At 65.0% G+C, this 13,443-nt stretch carries 14 protein-coding genes and 1 riboswitch; of the genes, 8 read left to right on the top strand and 6 right to left on the bottom strand.

The window, feature by feature from the left end; all coding sequences use genetic code 11:
* Positions 1-56 precede the first annotated feature (56 nt).
* Positions 57-782: a YdcF family protein gene (locus tag EJ067_RS22390; RefSeq protein ID WP_126087409.1), complete on the top strand. Its 726-nt coding sequence runs from the start codon at positions 57-59 to the stop codon at positions 780-782.
* A gap of 97 nt (positions 783-879) precedes the next feature.
* On the opposite strand, the gene EJ067_RS22385 is transcribed toward EJ067_RS22390, so the two are convergent.
* On the bottom strand, positions 880-1,500 hold the full coding sequence (locus EJ067_RS22385; protein WP_126087408.1) for a pyridoxamine 5'-phosphate oxidase family protein: 621 nt from the start codon (positions 1,498-1,500) through the stop codon (positions 880-882).
* Positions 1,501-1,602: 102 nt separating this feature from the next.
* On the opposite strand from EJ067_RS22385, the gene EJ067_RS22380 reads away from it, so the two are divergent.
* Together EJ067_RS22380 and EJ067_RS22375 are read left to right on the top strand one after the other, a co-directional pair.
* Positions 1,603-2,505, top strand: coding sequence for a LysR family transcriptional regulator (locus EJ067_RS22380; protein WP_126087407.1), 903 nt, complete (start codon positions 1,603-1,605; stop codon positions 2,503-2,505).
* Positions 2,506-2,592: 87 nt separating this feature from the next.
* On the top strand, positions 2,593-3,393 hold the full coding sequence (locus tag EJ067_RS22375; RefSeq protein WP_126087406.1) for a 1-acyl-sn-glycerol-3-phosphate acyltransferase: 801 nt from the start codon (positions 2,593-2,595) through the stop codon (positions 3,391-3,393).
* 8 nt (positions 3,394-3,401) lie between these two features.
* Here EJ067_RS22375 and EJ067_RS22370 read toward each other — a convergent pair whose 3' ends face one another.
* The 3 genes from EJ067_RS22370 to EJ067_RS22360 form a co-directional block, all read right to left on the bottom strand.
* A complete protein-coding gene (locus EJ067_RS22370) occupies positions 3,402-4,022 on the bottom strand; it encodes a LysE family translocator (protein ID WP_126087405.1) in 621 nt (206 codons plus the stop codon).
* A 114-nt stretch (positions 4,023-4,136) separates the two neighbouring features.
* A complete protein-coding gene (locus EJ067_RS22365; protein WP_126087404.1) occupies positions 4,137-5,084 on the bottom strand; it encodes an aldo/keto reductase in 948 nt (315 codons plus the stop codon).
* Positions 5,085-5,339: 255 nt separating this feature from the next.
* Positions 5,340-5,870: a gamma-glutamylcyclotransferase gene (locus EJ067_RS22360; RefSeq protein ID WP_126087403.1), complete on the bottom strand. Its 531-nt coding sequence runs from the start codon at positions 5,868-5,870 to the stop codon at positions 5,340-5,342.
* Positions 5,871-5,994: 124 nt separating this feature from the next.
* Between EJ067_RS22360 and EJ067_RS22355 the strand changes: the two genes are divergently transcribed.
* Positions 5,995-6,993: a DUF2125 domain-containing protein gene (locus tag EJ067_RS22355; protein ID WP_126087402.1), complete on the top strand. Its 999-nt coding sequence runs from the start codon at positions 5,995-5,997 to the stop codon at positions 6,991-6,993.
* Positions 6,994-7,000: 7 nt separating this feature from the next.
* Entirely contained in the window at positions 7,001-7,927 is a 927-nt protein-coding gene (locus EJ067_RS22350) for a sugar kinase (protein ID WP_126087401.1), read from the top strand.
* 16 nt (positions 7,928-7,943) lie between these two features.
* Here EJ067_RS22350 and EJ067_RS22345 read toward each other — a convergent pair whose 3' ends face one another.
* Positions 7,944-8,882, bottom strand: coding sequence for a prephenate/arogenate dehydrogenase family protein (locus EJ067_RS22345; protein ID WP_189510073.1), 939 nt, complete (start codon positions 8,880-8,882; stop codon positions 7,944-7,946).
* Between the two features lie 5 nt (positions 8,883-8,887).
* Positions 8,888-9,991, bottom strand: a complete 1,104-nt coding sequence (gene hisC, locus EJ067_RS22340; protein ID WP_126087400.1) for a histidinol-phosphate transaminase — start codon at positions 9,989-9,991, stop codon at positions 8,888-8,890.
* A gap of 137 nt (positions 9,992-10,128) precedes the next feature.
* Positions 10,129-10,206: riboswitch (SAM riboswitch) on the top strand.
* Positions 10,207-10,298: 92 nt separating this feature from the next.
* Here hisC and EJ067_RS22335 point away from each other — a divergent pair.
* From EJ067_RS22335 to EJ067_RS22325, 3 genes are all read left to right on the top strand, one after another.
* Positions 10,299-11,468: a homoserine O-acetyltransferase gene (locus EJ067_RS22335; RefSeq protein ID WP_126087399.1), complete on the top strand. Its 1,170-nt coding sequence runs from the start codon at positions 10,299-10,301 to the stop codon at positions 11,466-11,468.
* An 88-nt stretch (positions 11,469-11,556) separates the two neighbouring features.
* Complete coding sequence (gene metW / locus EJ067_RS22330) at positions 11,557-12,171, top strand: methionine biosynthesis protein MetW (RefSeq protein WP_126087398.1); 615 nt, start codon at positions 11,557-11,559, stop codon at positions 12,169-12,171.
* Positions 12,172-12,462: 291 nt separating this feature from the next.
* Entirely contained in the window at positions 12,463-13,398 is a 936-nt protein-coding gene (locus tag EJ067_RS22325; RefSeq protein ID WP_126087397.1) for a glycosyltransferase family A protein, read from the top strand.
* Positions 13,399-13,443 lie beyond the last annotated feature (45 nt).

The raw sequence follows: 13,443 nt of genomic DNA, 5'->3' as shown, positions 1-13,443 counted from the left end.
TATCAAAGGCCGCATTTCAGAGTTAACGATAGGACGTTTTCAGGATTAACCTGGGGATGATGGACGCGCGGGACTCCTTCGGAACGGCTGGACGGATGCCGGCGGCGCTTGGACGCGGCGCGGCGCCTGCAAGGCCCGGTCGTCTCAGGTTCGCGCTTCGTCTCTGCGGTTTCTTCCTGCTTGCCCTGTTGGCGCTTTTCGCCGGCGGCTTCGGCTGGTTTGCCGATAAGGTCAGCAACATGACGACGCCGGTCAATCCGGTCAGGGCCGACGCCATCATCGTGCTCACCGGCGGCCAGTCGCGGCTCGACGCTGCCATGGATCTGCTGGCATCGGGCAAGGGCGAGCGGCTGCTGATCAGCGGCGTTCACCCCTCGGCCAGCCGCCGCCAGCTGCAAATGGCGATGGGCGGCGACAAGCAGCTGTTCTCCTGCTGCGTCGATATCGACCGCGCCGCGCTCGACACGATCGGCAATGCCGAGGAGAGCGCCAAATGGGTGGAAAGCCACGCCTATGGCAGCATCATCCTCGTCACCAACAACTACCACATGCCGCGCAGCCTGCTGGAGATGAGCCGGCTGCTGCATGGCGCGCGGCTCGAGCCCTATCCGGTGGTCAACACCAAACTCGGCAATGGCAGCTGGCTGACCAAGCCGGAAGCGCTGCGCGTGCTGCTCACCGAATACAGCAAATATGTGCTGGCGCTGGCGCGCGGCATCGTTCCCGTGCGCCCGACCGCAGAGGGCGTCACGCTCGCCGAAGCCTCCACGGCAAAAAACTAGAGCAATTCCCGGAAAAGTGTGAGCGGTTTTCCGTCCGGAATTGCGTAAAAACAAGGAGATAGGGCGTTTCGCCGTTTCCGTGAAACGGTGAAACGCACTAGGCATCACCCGGCGCATTGCCGCGCAGCCGCGCGATCTCCTGTTCGAGGCTCTGGATACGCCCGTCGCGTTCGGCAAGCGCCGCCGCCACATCCGCCGCCTCGAAGCGCTGCGGGATGTGCTGCGGGCAATTGGCATCCCAGGCCGTGACGCTGAACAGGATCGCCTGCTCCGGCCGCGCCTTGTAGTTTGCCGGCATCAGCCCTGCCGTCAGTTCCGCATCGTCCTCCACGACCCGCGCCCGGCCCCAGATCTTGATGCGTTGCCGAAGCATGTAGTCGATGAGGAACAGGAAGGCCTGGGCATTGTCTTCCAAGTTGCCCTGCGTGATGAACTGCCGGTTCCCCGAAAAATCGGCAAAGCCGATCGTGTGCTCGTCGAGCACCTTGAGAAAGCCGGCCGGCCCGCCGCGATGCTGGATGTAGGGCTGGCCCTGGGCATTGGCCGTCGCCAGGAGCACACTGGTCTGCGCCTCGACGAAGGCCGCGAGATCGGGCGTGATCGCCGCGCGCCAGCCGCCGCGCTCCTCGACGCGGGCATAGTTTCCGCGCGAACCCTTGCGGGACTGGATCGCCTTGACGGTGGGCGTGAAGGCGACATCGCTGGTGAAGGCGTTCATGGCAGCGCTCCTCGAACGAAATGCCACGATTTTTAATCCCTTCCGAAATCCGAAGACAGAAGGCATATTTGCAATCTATCCTTCCGTTTTCTGGAAGAATGAATGGACCGCCTCGACGCCATGTCCCTGTTCGTCGCCACGGTGGAGGCCGGCAGCCTGTCCGCCGCCGCGCGGCGCGCCGGCGTGCCGCTGGCGACGGTCAGCCGCAAGCTCTCCGTGCTGGAGACGCATCTGAAGACGCGTCTGCTCAACCGCTCGGCGCGACGCCTCACCCTGACAGACGCCGGCCAATCCTATCTGGCCGCCTGCCGCCGGATCCTGGAAGAGGTCAGCGAAGCCGAGCGCGCTGCCGCCGGCGAATACTCGAGCCCGACCGGCGAACTGGTCATCACCGCGCCGGTCGTCTTCGGCCGCCTGCATGTGCTGCCCGTAGTCACCGCCTTCCTCGCCGCCTATCCCGACGTCGACATCCGCCTGACCCTGTCGGACCGGATCACGCAATTGGTCGAGGAGCATATCGACCTCGCCGTCCGTATCGGCGAGCTGCCGGATTCGGCCATGGTCGCGATGCGCGTCGGCTCGATCCGCCGCGTCGTCTGCGCAAGCCCGGCCTATCTCGCCGAGCGCGGCACGCCGCTCGAACTGCGCGATCTCGCCGGCCATGACTGCGTCACCTTCGAGGGGCTTGCCGCCCCGGCGACATGGAGTTTCGTGTCCGGCAATAGGGAAACCGCGGTTCCGGTCCGCTCGCGGCTGCAGGTCAACACCGCCGAGGCGGCGATCGATGCGGCGATCGCCGGTCTTGGCCTGACGAAGGTGCTTTCCTATCAGGCGGACGCCGCCGTGCGCGCGGGCGCGCTTCGCGTGGTGCTCGAGCCGTTCGAGCCGCCGCCATGGCCGGTCAATCTCGTGCATGCCGGCCAGGGCCTGCTGCCGGTAAAGCTGCGCGCCTTCCTCGATTTCGCGGCGCCGCGCCTGAAGGAGCGGCTGGCGCAATCCTTATGACGGCGGCGTGCTCGCTCACCAGGCCGTTTCCTTTTTGTCTGCGCTTGGTGTAACCAACGCACACTTCCACACCGGGCCCCTTCCCGCATGCTCTATATCCGCTCGCTGGCGTTCAACCTTGCCTTCTATCTCAGCCTGGTCATCCAGATGATCTTCTGGACGCCCTTCTATTTCCTGTCGCCCCGCCACCGCGCCTGGTTCGTGCCGAAATTCTGGTCGCGCACCTCGATGTGGCTCTATGACAAGATCGCCGGCACCAGGAGCGAGATCACGGGCGTCGAGAACCTGCCTGAAGGGTCCTTCATCCTGGCGCCGAAGCATCAGTCCTTCTGGGACGCGATCGCCTTTTTTCCGTATCTCGACGACGCGTTGTACATCCTGAAGCGGGAACTGACCTGGATCCCCTTCTTCGGCTGGTACGTCATGAAGATGCGCATGATCCCGGTCGACCGCGGCAGTCGCTCCAAGGCGCTGAAAGCGGTCGTCGCCGCGACCAGGCAGGAGATGGCGCGCAATCCGCGCCAGCTCATCATCTATCCCGAAGGTACCCGCCGCCCGCCGGGCGCCGAGCCCTCCTACAAATACGGCATCGTCGAGCTCTATAACCAGCTCGGCGTCCCCGTGGTGCCGGTCGCCCATGTCGCCGGCCTCTATTGGCCGCGCCGCAAGTTCATGCGCTATCCAGGCACCATCAAGGCCCGCTTCCTGCCGCCGATCCCGCCCGGACTCGACAAGGAGGAATTCATGCAGCGCCTGATCGGCGAAACAGAAGCCGCCTGCGACGAGCTGCTGGTCGAAGCCGCGAGCACGGCGAACCCGCCGCCCATGCCGCCGACGGCGGTGAAGCGGCTGGCGGAGCTCGGCGCGACGAAAACGGCGAAGACCTGAGAGCCCTCCTACGGCAGCGCTGCCAAAGCAGTCGTCAGCACCAGCGTCGCGGCAAAAGCGAGATTGATGATCCCCGCGGCCCGCGGATTGCGCAGCAAGCGCGCGAAGACCGTGCCCGCGAGAAGCCACAGGGTGTGGATGGCCACGATCATCGCCGCGAGCACCAGCAGCTTTGTCGACATGCCGAGACCGTCGGCCTGCGACGAAGCGCCGGCGAACACGGCGCCGATCGCCACATAGGCTTTCGGATTGGCGACGGCGAGCATGAAGCCGCCGAGAAAAGTGGGACGCGCCGCCTCTTTTGCACCTTCGGCAAGCGGCGGCGCCATTGCTATCCTGAAGGCGAGGTAGAGGATGTAGGCGGCCGAAGCGACTGTCAGCGCGGGCGCCAGCGCCGGCATCGAGGCGAGCATGCCGGCCAGGCCGGCGGCCACCACGAGAAGCGCAGCGATCGTCCCGAACACGACGCCTGACGTATAGCGCATTGAGGGACGCAGTCCGAAGGCGGCGCCTATGGCGGTCACGCTGATCGTCGCCGGACCGGGACTGCCCATGACGACGGTGGCCGCCAACACCAGCGCCAGCAGCTGCTGCCAGGACTGCGCTCCAGGCAGAATGTCTCCGATCATGCCGAACCCGATTCCTGTCGCGATGCGTCAGGAATTATCGCGACGCCGCCCGCAAAGGTCTTGGACGATCGTGCGTGGAGCCGATCGGCTTCGCGCGCCTGCCTTAAGAGACGTTTAGGCGCTGGCGCGGTCGAGCGCGGCAATGTCGTCGGCGGAAAGTTTCAGCGACGCCGCGCGGATCAGGCTGTCCATCTGGGCGGGCGTCGTGGCGCTGGCGATCGGCGCGGTGACGCCCGGCCGCGCCATGATCCAGGTGAGCGCCACTTCCGCCGGCTTGGCAGAATGGCGCCCGGCGGCCGCGTCGAGCGCGGAGAGGATGCGCATGCCGCGCTCGTTGAGATACTCGGCCACGTCTTCGCCGCGCTCGCTCTGGCCGAGATCGGTCTTGCTGCGGTATTTGCCGCTCAAAAAACCCTTGGCCAGGCTGAAATAGGTGATGACGCCGAGATCCTGCCCCTTGCAGAGATCGAGCAGCGGGCCATCCAGCGAAGAACGGTCGTACAAATTGTATTCAGGCTGCAGAACCTCATAACGCGGCAGGCTGCGCAGGCTGGCGACATCGAGGGCCGCGCGCAACTGTCCGGCATCGAGATTGGAGCAGCCCGGATAGCGGATCTTGCCCTTCTCGAGCAGGCGCTGATAGGCGCCGAGCGTTTCCTCGTAAGGCGTGGCCGGGTCGGGCCAATGCGACAGATAGAGATCGATGACGTCGGTCTGCAGCCGCTTCAACGACTGATCCACCGCGTTCTCGATATAGGCCGCTGACAGGTCTTTCTTTCCCTGGCCCATGTCGGAGCCGACCTTGGTGATGACAACAATGCTGTCCCGATTGCCGCGGCTCTTCATCCAGTTGCCGATGATGGTTTCGGATTCGCCGCCCTTGTTGCCCGGCGCCCAGCGCGAATAGGCATCCGCCGTGTCGACGGCGTTGAAGCCGGCCGCGGCAAAGCGATCGAGCAGGTCGAACGAGGTCTTCTCGTCGGCGGTCCAGCCGAAGACGTTGCCTCCCAGGACCAGCGGCGCGATGGAAAGGTCGGTGCGACCGAGACGGCGTTTCTGCAAGATTGATCTCCGTGATGCTGGGAAGGCCTGGACGCCCAAAGAAGGGCAAGGGCTTGGTGGGATGGATTGCCGTTAAGCTAGGTCGCGCCTTGCCGAGGTCAAAGGCATGGTTCTGCTTTTTGATCGGGCCAGAGCAATTCCAGCAAAAGTGCGCAGCGGTTAGGGTCAGCGGCCTCGCCGTAGCCTTGTGTCCGGGATTGCGGAAAAACAAAGAGATAGAGCATTGGAGGCGATCTGGTTCGCCGGAAATGCCCTTCACGAAGGCGCGACCCGCCGCCCTACGTCTTCCAGCCAGTGGTCGCGGATGCCGAGCGCTTTCAGATGCTCCACCGTGCTCAAGACATAGTCCTCGTTCCTGCCCGACTGGCCGACCGCGCCGCGCACGACTTCTGCCGCATGCCCGGCGTCGAGCCCGCCGGCATATTGCTCATGCGCGCGGTCGACAATGTAGGCGACCGCTTCGACCGTTCCGCCTCGTCCTGCCCCATCCAGCCGGACATCGAGGGCGCGTTCGAGATAGACGCTGGTCACCAGTTCGCGCTCGCGCAGATAGGAAAGCACTTCGTCGCGCAAATCGCCGGGCACGCGAAAGGCAAGACCGATGCACGAGCCGCCGCGGTCGAGGCCGAGCACCAGTCCCGGCCTCTCGCGCGTGCCGCGATGCACGAAGGAATAGACGCAAAGCGACCGGCGATAGCCGTAGAGGCGGGCGCGCCGCGTCTCGACATGTGCGAATCCCGGCCGCCAGATCAGCGACCCATAGCCAAAAACCCAAAAATCGCCCATATCGCCAAGCCTGATCGCATTCGAGTGACGACATCGCACCGATAAGGTGTTTCTTCCGTCCCCGCTTCTTGTGCGTGAGATTAACAGCCCGCTCGCCGCACGAGGGGTTAACGAGAGCCGCAGCATGACGTCAAGTGACCAGCGATCGCGCAAATCTCGCCGCCGGCTGTTCTGGCTTGCCGCATTCATACTGGTGCTGTTCGCGCTCTACAGCGGCGGATGGTTCTATCTCGCCGGCCGGGTCAAGATCGAGGCGGAGCGGACCGTTGCCGCGCTCGGAAGCAAAGGCATCAAGGCCGACTGCGCCAATCTCACGGTCAGCGGTTATCCGCTTAACTTCGCTGTCTCCTGCGACAGCCTGGCCTATCAGGACGATGCCCGGAATGTCGCGGCGTCGATCGGCGATTTTAGCGCCGTCGCCCGGATCACCCAGCCCTTGTCGCCCGTGGCGGACCTGCGCGGGCCGTTGCGGACCGTCGCGCCAGGCATGCCGCCGCTGTGGCTCGACTGGGACCAACTGCGCGCCACGGTCAAACTGTCATGGCCGCTTCCCCGGCGCATTTTGCTGCAGGCGGAGGGCCTGTCCGGACAGACCGATCCGGCCGACGACACTGATCCCATGCAGTTGTTCAGCGCCGGCCAGGCCGCTGGCCAGTTGCAGCCCAACGGCCAGGATATCGTCTATACCGGCAGCTTCAGCGATCTTGAGATCAACGCCAACGCGATCGGCGGCCGCCTGCTGCCGGCGCTGGACGGCGGCGGCGAGGCGACGGTGAGGAACGGGGTGGCGCTGATCGCGAAGCCGCCCAAAAGTCTGCGCGGCCAATCCGTCGACATTGCCAGCCTCGACCTGTCGTCGGGAACGGCGCGCATCACCGTGTCCGGACCGATCTCGGTCGACGCGGACGGCCTGATCGATGCCAGCCTGAAGATCAAGCTCAAGGACCCCAAGGCGGTGGCGGCCATCCTCGCCGGCGCCATTCCCGAGCACAAGAGCGAGATCGAGCAGGGTTTTGCCGGCATTGCCATGCTCGGCAGCGAGCCGTCCATGCCGCTCAAGGTCGTCAAAGGCAAGGCTTCGCTCGGCTTCATCCCGCTTGGCAAGATCAAGCCGGTAGAGTAGGCCGATAATGGCAAGGCCGGTCAAACTGCTCAGTGTCGGCGCTTTCACGCTCGATACGATCCTGCATGTCGAGGCGCTCCCCACGCATCAGGGCAAATTCATCGCCGGCGATGGTGTCCAGATCGCCTCGGGCATGGCGACGAGCGCCGCCTGCGCCGCGCATCGCCTCGGCGCCGATGTGTCGCTTTGGGCGAGCGCGGGAGACGATGCGGTCGGCGACCGGCTGATCGCCGAGATCGAGGCGGAAGGCGTCGACTGCGGCCTGGTCCGCCGCGTCGCCGGCGCGCGCTCTGCGCTGGCCGCGATCCTGGTGGATACCCATGGCGAGCGCATCATCGTTCCCTTCTATGACGGCAAGGCGCAAGCCGATCCCGGCTCCCTGCCGCTTGCCGATCTTTCCGCCTTCGACGCCGTGCTGGCGGACGTGCGCTGGCCGGGCGCCGCTGCACTTGCCTTGACGGCCGCGCGGGACGCCGGCCGTCCGGCGATCCTCGACGCCGACACCGCGCCGGTCGAGGTGCTGGAACGGCTCTTGCCCTTGGCTTCGCACATCGTCGCCTCTGAGCCGGCGGCGCGCATCGTCTGCGGCCACGCACTCGACCCTGAAAGCGCCTGCGCAGATCTTGCCTCGCGCACCGACGCCTTTGTCGCGGTGACGGGAGGCGCTGCAGGAACCTGGTGGCATGACCGGGCAGCCGGCCGCGTCCGCCATGTCGAAGCGCCAAAGGTCAAGGCAGTAGACACGCTCGCCGCCGGCGATGTCTTCCACGGTGCTTTTGCCATCGGCCTTGCCGAAGCGATGCCTGTCGAGCAGGCGCTGCGCTTTGCCAGCGCCGCCGCCGCGCTCAAATGCCTGCGCTTCGGCGGCCGGCTCGGCGCGCCGGACCGGGCCGAGACGTTGGCCATGATGGCAGCCCACTGGCCGCCGTCATAACAGCCGCGCGAACAGCTTAGGATTTGGCTCCCGGATGCTCGACCGCCTGGCGGCCGAAATCCGGCACATCGATGTCCTGGCCGGCCTCGATGATCGAGCGGCGGATGGCGCGGGTGCGGGTGAAGAGGTCGAACAGCTTTTCGCCGTCGCCCCAGCGGATCGCCCGCTGCAGCGACGCGAGGTCCTCCGAGAAGCGCGCCAGCATTTCCAGGATCGCGTCCTTGTTGTGCAGGCAGACATCCCGCCACATGGTCGGGTCGGAGGCAGCCAGTCGAGTGAAGTCGCGAAAGCCGGAGGCGGAATATTTGATGACTTCCGTCTTGGTCACCGATTCCAGATCGTCGGCGGTGCCGACGATGTTGTAGGCGATGATGTGCGGCAGATGCGAGACGATGGCCAAGGTCATGTCGTGATGCTGCGGGTCCATCGTGTCGATGTTGGAGCCGCATCGGCGCCAGAACTCCGAGAGCTTCTCCAGCGCCTCGGGGTCGGTGTCCGGCAGCGGCGTGAAGATGCACCAACGGTTGTCGAAGAGGTCGGCGAAGCCGGCATCCGGCCCGGATTTTTCCGTGCCCGCCAGCGGGTGGCCAGGGATGAAGTGCACGCCTTCGGGCACATGCGGCCCGATTTGCGCGATGACGGAGGCCTTGGTCGAGCCGACATCTGTCAGGATGGCGCCTTTCTTCAGCGCCGGCGCGATCTCGGCGGCGACCTCGCCGGACGACCCGACCGGAACCGACACTATGACGAGATCCGCGTCGCGCACCGCTTCTTCTGCATCGGTCGTGTAGGAATCGCCAAGGCCGAGTTCCCCGGCCCGGTAGAGCGTCGATTTGCTGCGCGTCGCGATGGCGATATGGCGAGCAAGGCCTTCGCGGCGGATGACGCGGGCAAGCGACGAGCCGATCAGGCCGATGCCGACCAGCGCTATTCTTTCGAACATCGGTGATGCCATGGTCTCTAGCTCTTCAGGAAGGTCTTGAGCGCATCGACGACGCCGCGATTGGCTTCTTCGGTGCCGACACTCATGCGCAGCGCATTGGGGAAGCCGTAGCCGGTGACACGGCGCAGGATGTAGCCGCGCGCACTCAGATAATCGTCCGCCGCCGCCGCCGAATGCCGCTTGTCGTCGGGAAAATGGATCAGCACGAAATTGCCGACGCTGGGCGTGACGCGCAGCCCGAGCTTGGTCAGTTCCTCATTCAGCCAGGCCAGCCATTTCGCATTGTGCTCCACGCTGCGCTCGACATGGGCGCGGTCGCGGATGGCCGCGATGCCGGCCTCGATCGCGGTCGCGTTGACGTTGAAGGGGCCGCGCACGCGGTTGATCGCATCGACGATATGCGCCGGCCCGTACATCCAGCCGACGCGCGCGCCGCCGAGGCCGAGCTTGGAGAAGGTGCGGGTCATGACCACATTCTCGGCGCTGCCCGCCAGCTCGATGCCGGCTTCATAGTCGTTGCGCCGCACGTACTCGGCATAGGCCGCGTCGAGCACCAAAAGCACGTTCTTCGGCAATCCGGCATGCAGCCGGCGCACCTCCTGGAACGGCACGTAAGTGCCGGTCGGATTGTTGGGATTGGCAAGGAAGACGATTTTTGTTCGCGGCGTGACGGCAGCCAGGATCGCGTCGATGTCGGCGCGCTCGTCGGTTTCCCTGACCGCCACCGGCTTGGCACCGGCGGCCTGGATGTAGATCTTGTAGACCATGAAGGCGTGCTCGGTGAACACGGCCTCGTCGCCGGGCGCGAGATAGGTCTGCGCCAACAGGCCGAGGATCTCATCGGAGCCGTTGGAGCAGATGATGTTTGCCGGGTTGAGGCCATGCACCTCGGCGATCGCCTCGCGCAACCGGCGGGCGGAGCCGTCGGGATAGACGTCGAGCTTCGCTGCCACTTCACGCGCGGCCTCGATCGCCTTCGGCGAAGGCCCGAGCGGATTCTCGTTCGACGACAATTTGTAGACCTTCGTCACGCCGGCGGGCGCGGTGCTTTTTCCAGGCACGTAGGCCTCGATGTCCATGATGCCCGCGCGGGGCGTCGGACGTGGCTGATCCTGCTTCATGTCACAAATCCGTCGAGAAGGCCTCGGTCCGGAGGCCGCTGCGGAAATACAGGCCGTGGCCCGGAATGTCGAGTGCCGCGCTCGCGCCAAGGCTGCTGGCCGTTGACGAAGCGCGATGCTGGTCCTAGAAGAGCAGCCGGACTTCCCGTGGTGATTTGGCCGGTCGGCTTGCAGCCACGTTAAACAATTCGCTAAAGGGCCGTTTGCAACCTGTAACCGGCTTTGCGAAGGCGAGCCGGTTTTTTGTTGTCCGCGGCCGGCCGGACACCGCGTCGGTGAGATCGATGCGGACTGGATGGGGAATGCAATGGCCGCTCAGCGCGCTCCAAGGACCAACAACGAGGCCGACCGCCCGTCGAGCCCGGTGCTGCCGTTCGGTCCCGACAAGCCGCTGAGGCTCGATGCCGGCACGGTGCTGTCGCCGTTCCAGGTCGCATACCAGACCTACGGCACCCTCAACGACGCCCGCTCCAACGCCATCCTCGTCTGCCATGCGCTGACCGGCGACCAGCACGTCGCCAACACCAATCCGGTGACCGGCAAGCCGGGCTGGTGGGAGGTGCTGATCGGCCCCGGCAAGATCATCGACACCAGCCGCTTTTTCGTCATCTGCGCCAACGTCGTCGGCGGCTGCCTCGGCTCCACCGGCCCGGCCTCGACCAATCCGGCGACCGGCAGGCCCTATGGCCTCGACCTGCCGATCATCACCATCCGCGACATGGTGCGCGCGCAGCTGATGCTGGTCGACCATTTCGGCATCGAGAAGCTGTTTTGCGTGCTCGGCGGCTCGATGGGCGGCATGCAGGTGCTGCAATGGGCCGCAAGCTACCCGGAGCGCGTCTTCTCGGCGCTGCCGATCGCCACCGGCGCCCGCCATTCCTCGCAAAACATCGCCTTCCACGAGGTCGGGCGGCAGGCCGTCATGGCCGATCCGGACTGGCACGGCGGCAAATATCTGGATTTCGGCAGGCGGCCGGAAAAGGGGCTCGCCGTGGCGCGCATGGCGGCGCATATCACCTATCTCTCGGAAGCAGCGCTGCACCGCAAATTCGGCCGCAACCTGCAGGATCGCGAAGCGCTCACCTTCGGTTTCGACGCCGATTTCCAGATCGAGAGCTATCTGCGCCATCAGGGCATGACCTTCGTCGACCGCTTCGACGCCAACTCCTACCTCTATCTGACCCGCGCGATGGACTATTTCGACCTCGCCGCCGACCATGGCGGAAGGCTGGCCGACGCCTTCGCCGGCACCAAGACGCGCTTCTGCCTGGTGTCCTTCACATCAGACTGGCTGTTCCCGACCGAGGAGAGCCGCTCGATCGTGCATGCGCTGAACGCCGCCGGCGCCTCCGTCTCCTTCGTCGAGATCGAGACCGATCGCGGCCATGACGCCTTCCTGCTCGACGAGCCGGAACTGTTCGCGGCCATCAACGGCTTCATCGCCTCGGCCGCACGCGCCAGGGGGCTCAGCCTGTGAGCGGCGCGCGATCCCTCTGTTTTGGCCGCATTTGCGCGGCGCCAGGATTCCCCGTGGCCGCAAAGGCTCCAAGGCCGGAGGTGTGCCCATGAGCGTCAATCGTGCGCAGCGAGTCGACCTCGAGGTCGTCACCGGTCTCATCCCGCCGCATTCGCGCGTGCTGGATGTCGGCTCGGGCGACGGCGTGCTGCTGGAGCTTCTGCAGGAGACCAGGCAGGTCGACGGCCGCGGCCTGGAGCTGTCGCAGCGAGGTGTCAACGAATGCGTGGCGCGCGGCCTTTCCGTCGTCCAAGGCGATGCCGACACGGATCTGAAATTCTATCCCGACAAGGGTTTCGATTTCGTCGTGCTGTCGCAGACCATGCAAGCGACCCGCAATCCGAAGGTGGTGCTCGACGAGCTGCTTCGGATCGGCAACCGCGCCATCGTCTCCTTCCCCAATTTCGGCCACTGGCGCGTGCGCTTCTCGCTGCTGATCAAGGGCAGGATGCCGGTCACCAAGGACCTGCCCTACTCCTGGTACGACACGCCGAACATCCACTTCTGCACCATCCGCGACTTCGTCAATCTGTGCGAGGAGCTCGGCGCGACGGTCGAGAAGGCCACCGCGCTCGACGCCAACGGCCAGAAGATCGGCCTGTCGATGCCCTGGTGGTTCTGGAACTTCTTCGGCCAGCAGGCGGTATTCCTGCTCAAGCGCTGACTGCGGTCGTGGAAAGATGATGGCGGCGCAACATCCAACCTGTTCGGTCGTGGTGGAAGTCGTTCCTGACAGTGTCGGGCATGGCTGGGGATAGGTCGTCGCAAAGTGTTGCCTTCAAACCGCATGACATTGAGGAAATACGCACCGACCCTGACGCTTAAGCGACGCTTCAGGTGACATAGCCGCATCTTTTCGGTACCGTTTTTGTCGAATCCATCGGGGGCGGTGGACATAAAGGGCAGGTGCGGGATCGATCCGATCGTTGCTTGTCCGCCCCACAACGAAGGTTAGATGCCGACCGCTTCCGACACAGCTCCTCTGATCACCGTGATCACACCGACGCACAACCGGCGCAGCCAGGTCGTGCGCGCGGTGGAAAGCGTTCTTGCCCAGACACTTACCCGCTTCGAGCACATCGTCGTCGACGACGGTTCGACCGACGGCACCGCCCTGGCGCTCGCCGAAATTCGCGACCCCCGACTGATCTATGTCGGCGCGAAATGGCGGGGCGCCAATGCCGCGCGCAACGCGGGCATCGAGCGCGCGCGGGCGCCGATCGTGACCTTCCTTGATTCGGACGATGTCTATCTGCCGGACCGGCTGGACCGGACGCTGTCGCACTTCGACAAAAACCCTTCGCTCGAAGTGCTGATCAGCTCCTTCATCTCGGTGAAGGGCAACCGCAGCACCAAATGCATCAACCGCCAGGCCTTGCTCGACAAAAGCACGCTGCAGCGCGCCCTGGTCTCGCAGACGATCTTCATCGCCGGCTCGGCGATCACCGCCCGGCACGAATCGCTGCTTGCGATCGGCGGCTTCGACAGCGACATCACGCGCATGCAGGACCGCGAATTGCTGCTGCGTTTTGCCAACCGCAGCGGCGGCTTGCTGTCGGATGATATCGACTGGAAGAAGTACAATTCGGAAAATTCGATTTCCGGCCGACGCGACGGCTATGTCGAGGCCTATGCCAACCTGATCGGCAAGCACCCCTACATCGCCGACCGCTATCCCGACGTCCCGCCCTATATGATCGCGCGCCAGATCATCGCCGACATCCTGAAGGGCAGGCTGCCGCAGGCATTTTCGGGCTACCTCGCCAACCGGTCGTCCAAGGCGCTCGGCTACTCGCCGGCCGAACTGCTGCGCGGCTATGTCGTCGGCCGGCGTTGGCGCCGCGACTGCTATGACGAGTTCCGCGCCAAATACGGCGCCCGGGCGGTTTAAGGGCGCCTGGGACAAAACCGTCCGGAATTGCGAAAAACAGAAGTT

It is taken from the genome of Mesorhizobium sp. M1D.F.Ca.ET.043.01.1.1 (assembly GCF_003952385.1).
Taxonomy (GTDB): Bacteria; Pseudomonadota; Alphaproteobacteria; order Rhizobiales; family Rhizobiaceae; genus Mesorhizobium.
Note: the sequence above shows the minus strand (reverse complement) of the source record. Positions and strands in the feature narration are given on the sequence as shown.

What these genes read in the sequence shown, in the direction of transcription:
- EJ067_RS22375 (WP_126087406.1), top strand. Translation starts at nt 2,593, where the DNA reads ATGCTCTATATCCGCTCGCTGGCGTTCAACCTTGCCTTCTATCTCAGC.
- EJ067_RS22355 (WP_126087402.1), top strand. Translation starts at nt 5,995, where the DNA reads ATGACGTCAAGTGACCAGCGATCGCGCAAATCTCGCCGCCGGCTGTTC.
- EJ067_RS22385 (WP_126087408.1), bottom strand. Translation starts at nt 1,500, where the DNA reads ATGAACGCCTTCACCAGCGATGTCGCCTTCACGCCCACCGTCAAGGCG.
- EJ067_RS22360 (WP_126087403.1), bottom strand. Translation starts at nt 5,870, where the DNA reads ATGGGCGATTTTTGGGTTTTTGGCTATGGGTCGCTGATCTGGCGGCCG.
- EJ067_RS22350 (WP_126087401.1), top strand. Translation starts at nt 7,001, where the DNA reads ATGGCAAGGCCGGTCAAACTGCTCAGTGTCGGCGCTTTCACGCTCGAT.
- hisC (WP_126087400.1), bottom strand. Translation starts at nt 9,991, where the DNA reads ATGAAGCAGGATCAGCCACGTCCGACGCCCCGCGCGGGCATCATGGAC.
- EJ067_RS22370 (WP_126087405.1), bottom strand. Translation starts at nt 4,022, where the DNA reads ATGATCGGAGACATTCTGCCTGGAGCGCAGTCCTGGCAGCAGCTGCTG.
- metW (WP_126087398.1), top strand. Translation starts at nt 11,557, where the DNA reads ATGAGCGTCAATCGTGCGCAGCGAGTCGACCTCGAGGTCGTCACCGGT.
- EJ067_RS22345 (WP_189510073.1), bottom strand. Translation starts at nt 8,882, where the DNA reads ATGGCATCACCGATGTTCGAAAGAATAGCGCTGGTCGGCATCGGCCTG.
- EJ067_RS22335 (WP_126087399.1), top strand. Translation starts at nt 10,299, where the DNA reads ATGGCCGCTCAGCGCGCTCCAAGGACCAACAACGAGGCCGACCGCCCG.
- EJ067_RS22390 (WP_126087409.1), top strand. Translation starts at nt 57, where the DNA reads ATGATGGACGCGCGGGACTCCTTCGGAACGGCTGGACGGATGCCGGCG.
- EJ067_RS22325 (WP_126087397.1), top strand. Translation starts at nt 12,463, where the DNA reads ATGCCGACCGCTTCCGACACAGCTCCTCTGATCACCGTGATCACACCG.
- EJ067_RS22380 (WP_126087407.1), top strand. Translation starts at nt 1,603, where the DNA reads ATGGACCGCCTCGACGCCATGTCCCTGTTCGTCGCCACGGTGGAGGCC.